1 protein-coding gene is annotated in these 255 nt (G+C 37.6%); it reads right to left on the reverse strand.

The genetic code is table 11. The features are described from left to right. On the reverse strand, window positions 1-255 hold a 255-nt coding region (locus GNY06_RS04845), incomplete at both ends, for an outer membrane beta-barrel protein (protein ID WP_166519044.1).

Raw genomic sequence — 255 nt, forward strand, 5'->3', positions numbered from 1 at the left:
AGCAATATAACCTAAATTAGTGCTATATGAATTTTTATGATCATTCCCAAAGGTTACTTTAGAACCCAAGTCATTGTAAATAACTTCTGGCTGAAGGCTTAAAGTGGTAGATATAGGAGCATTAAGGCCCCCCCCCGCGTTAAAACCTACTTTAGATTTTGTATCGCTGAGATTTTGGTCTTTGGAGATTGAAGATACGTTCATTCCTGCCTTAATCCCGAATTTTGGACCAGTTTGTGAAAAAGCAAATGTTCC

It is taken from the genome of Elizabethkingia argenteiflava (assembly GCF_009904105.1).
In the GTDB taxonomy this organism is placed as follows: Bacteria; Bacteroidota; Bacteroidia; order Flavobacteriales; family Weeksellaceae; genus Elizabethkingia; species Elizabethkingia argenteiflava.